The 3467-nt window shown below is 60.5% G+C and carries 3 protein-coding genes; 1 reads left to right on the top strand and 2 read right to left on the bottom strand.

Annotated features, from left to right (window positions below):
* The coding region (locus WBP53_RS11275) for a sodium:solute symporter family transporter (protein WP_423928949.1) at positions 1-802 on the top strand (802 nt) is incomplete at its 5' end.
* 12 nt (positions 803-814) lie between these two features.
* Here WBP53_RS11275 and WBP53_RS11270 read toward each other — a convergent pair.
* Together WBP53_RS11270 and WBP53_RS11265 are read right to left on the bottom strand one after the other, a co-directional pair.
* The gene (locus WBP53_RS11270) at positions 815-1912 is read right to left on the bottom strand and encodes a PA0069 family radical SAM protein (RefSeq protein ID WP_423928947.1); all 1098 of its coding nucleotides are present in this window, start codon (positions 1910-1912) and stop codon (positions 815-817) included.
* 226 nt (positions 1913-2138) lie between these two features.
* Positions 2139-3392, bottom strand: a complete 1254-nt coding sequence (locus tag WBP53_RS11265; protein WP_423928945.1) for a hypothetical protein — start codon at positions 3390-3392, stop codon at positions 2139-2141.
* Positions 3393-3467: the final 75 nt, after the last annotated feature.

Here is a 3467-nt window from a genome sequence, read left to right as displayed (position 1 = left end):
GGTCGGAGCCGGCGGTGTTGTCGCGATCATCTCATCAATGGCCTGGGGACTCGGCTATGTCGGCCAGCCGCATATCCTGGCGCGTTTCATGGCCGCCGATAGCGTGAAGTCGATACCGGCCGCGCGCCGCATCGGCATGACCTGGATGACGGTTTGCCTGGCCGGTTCGATAGCGGTCGGTTTCTTCGGTATTGCCTGGTTCGGTGCAAACCCCGCACTCGCCGGGGAGGTGAACGACAACTCGGAGCGCATCTTCATCCTGCTTGCCCAGCAACTGTTCAATCCATGGATCGCGGGCATCCTGCTTTCGGCCATTCTTGCCGCCGTCATGAGCACGTTGTCATGCCAGCTGCTGGTCTGTTCCAGCGCGCTGACCGAGGATTTCTATCGTGGCTTCCTGCGCAAGAATGCGAGTAGTCGCGAGTTGGTCTGGGTGGGGCGCACGATGGTTCTGGTCGTGGCCTTGATCGCGATCGCCATTGCCTCCGATCCGGAAAGCCGCGTGCTCGGTCTGGTCAGCTACGCCTGGGCCGGATTCGGAGCCGCATTCGGCCCGGTCATCCTGTTGTCCCTGTACTGGAAGCGTACCAATCGCAACGGCGCACTGGCGGGCATGATTGTCGGTACCCTGGTCGTGGTCCTGTGGAAGGAATCCGGCAGCGCGATTTACGAGATGATCCCCGGCTTCATTGCCGCGACGATTGCCGTTGTTTCAGTCAGCCTGCTGACGAAGGAACCATCGGCACAGGTGCTGGCCACGCATGAGGCTGTGCAGGAAGAATTGCGCACCACTGGGTATTGAGTGGCGTGTTGCTCAGAACAAATCGCCCTGCGCCGAATCCCGGCGCGGGGCGATGAATTTCGAGCAATCCAGAGACAACTCGCGCGAGCGTTTCAACCCGTACTTGCGACAGGCCAGCGCGAACCGTTGCCGGATCAGATCGGCATAGACGCCCTCGCCACGCATGCGTGAGGCGAATCGCGCATCATTCTCGCGACCGCCGCGCATCTGCCGGATCAGGCTCATCACGTGTTCGGCGCGATCCGGCACATGCAGGTCCAGCCACTCGCGGAAGAGCCCCTTCAATTCATGCGGCAGGCGCAACACGGTGTAGCCGGCAATATTCGCGCCGAGCTCGGCCGCCTGCTCAAGCACGTGCTCCATGTGCATGTCGGTGACCGCCGGTATGATAGGCGCAACCAGTACGCCGCAAGGCACGCCGGCTTCATGCAGATTGGCCACGATCTGCATGCGCCGATGCGGCGCCGTCGCGCGCGGTTCCAGCGTGCTCGCCAACCGGTTGTCGAGGATGCCGATCGAGACGAACACCTGGACCAGGTTGTCGCGCGCCATTGGCGCGAGCAGATCAAGATCACGCTCGACCAGTGCATTCTTGGTGATGATGGTCAACGGGTGCCGGCATGAGTGCAGCAGCTCGATGATCTCGCGCGTGATCCGATACTCACGCTCGATTGGCTGGTAGGCATCGGTGTTGGCGCCAAGCGTGATCGGCTCGCAGACATGACCCGGTTTCGCCAGCTCCACACGCAAGCGCTCGGCGGCATTCGTCTTGGCAAACAGCTGCGTCTCGAAATCCAGTCCCGGTGACAGATTCAGGTAGGCATGCGTCGGCCGCGCGTAGCAGTAGTTGCAGCCGTGTTCGCAACCGCGATACGGATTGATCGACTGGTTGAACGGAATATCCGGTGACTCATTGCGACTGATGATCGAACGCGCACGTTCGATGGAAACCCGGGTCGGCGGCCGCGACGTGCCCTCTTCCTCGCGATACCAGCCATCATCCTCGACAGTTTTGCGCAGCGACTCGAAGCGACCCTCACGATTGCTGCCGGCACCGCGACCCTTGATCCGGGTCGGGCGAGTGAGGTCATCGGGATCGTTGCGGGCCATCCACCAATTATGCGCGGTAGCGTCTCACTCGGAGAGAACCGCCGCGTCTGTCGACCGACACGGCCTGGCAGATTCAATCGTCCATCCCATCCGCATAGATAGGGTCGAGATCGAGTCGCCAGAGTCCGTCCCGAGTTTCGGATAGTGGAGCGACAAAGACCAGCCAGCGTCCGACTGCAACGATCCCTTGTGGACGATCGCTCCAGGGATTGGAGCCGAAATCGGTCTAGGCTGGTGAGCCGGGCACCGGTATGGTTCCGGCCGGCGTTCCATCCGACTGGATCAAGGTTTGTCCAAGCTGGAGATAGGCCATCGAGCTGCCCTGGAGGGTCGTTCCTTTTCTTGGGCAGGAGGAACCCGATGAAGGCAAGTTCATCACAAGCCGACTCCCCACGAGGCTGCCGTCTGTTATCCAGAGCTGTTGCCCGACCGTATTGCTGTTTGCCGCCAGGTAGAGGCTTCCTGAACGGTCGTTCGAACAAGGTGACCAGTCGCCAAAGCTTCCATCCAGCAACGGAAACGTGCCGGCGTCCGTACCGTCAGTAATGGTTGGCGAGCCCCTGAAGGGTAAGTTGCCCCCAACGCCCTGAACCAGCAGGCGATCTCCGAGCGGATGAAACAGGACGGAATCCAGAAGCGGCACGCCCGCTTCTCCGGCAACAGGCGTCGGAATACGCGTGCCTTGCGCGGTTCCGTCGGTGCAGTTGAGCTCCTGACGTATGTCGACGGCACTGTAATGCGTGAATGCCTTGAAGCAGGTTATTCGAGTACCAGCACCCATTCGATGCGGATAGTCCCAGTAAGTGTTCGGAGGGGTGGCAGGAATCGCGAACGGTTGAAAACCATCTCCCGGCAGGCTGGTAATGCCGTAGCCGACACCAGCGTCATATGAAATCGCTTCAATGTGCTGATTCGAAACCGCCCACTCTACCCCCATGCCCGGCAGCAGTCCCAACAAACTGGGCGCGCCGTTCATGCCGTCCAGACGCCACGCTGCCGTCTGTCCCGATGGGCCTGGGCGCGCGAGCACTACATCGTTGCCAATCACCCCCTTCAACGAAGTCGTCAGCACCGATTCCTGCGTAAGTGTGAGGACACTCGAACCCGGCCCATTCGTTCGAAAGATTTGCAGGACATCCGAGCCGTCGTATGCGGTAAAGAACAAACCGACATCCGCGGCGATCGCCTGATTTCCCGAGATCCTGTACGGCGCTGCAAGATGCGTTCCCTCGAGCGTTCCATCGGTTACCCAAAGCGTTGAGCTCTGCGTTTCGCTCGAGTAGAGCGTGAAGTAGGCCGAGGAAACGATCTCGCCACTTTCATTGAGGGCGCGGCCGATCTTGAGTTCGAGATTCCGGTTGTTCGACGAACTGTCGCCCGGAAACTCGATGAGAATCTCGGGTGCCGAAACCGCCGCCTGAAGCGTCGTGACGGATGCCAGCCCTGCCGCGAGAATGGCTGCAATGATTGCGTAGAACATCCGTGTACTCCCGATCATGATGCGAGCCTGTCGAAGTCCGATTGCGGATCAGAGGCTCTTGCAGCAAACCTCGAT

The organism is Dokdonella sp., assembly GCF_049593775.1.
In the GTDB taxonomy this organism is placed as follows: domain Bacteria; phylum Pseudomonadota; class Gammaproteobacteria; order Xanthomonadales; family Rhodanobacteraceae; genus Dokdonella.
The sequence above is the reverse complement of the archived record's forward strand: the minus strand, read 5'-3'. Positions and strand labels throughout refer to the sequence as shown.

Coding starts and splice junctions, on each gene's coding strand:
- WBP53_RS11270 (WP_423928947.1), bottom strand. CDS start 1,912: ATGGCCCGCAACGATCCCGATGACCTCACTCGCCCGACCCGGATCAAG.
- WBP53_RS11265 (WP_423928945.1), bottom strand. CDS start 3,392: ATGTTCTACGCAATCATTGCAGCCATTCTCGCGGCAGGGCTGGCATCC.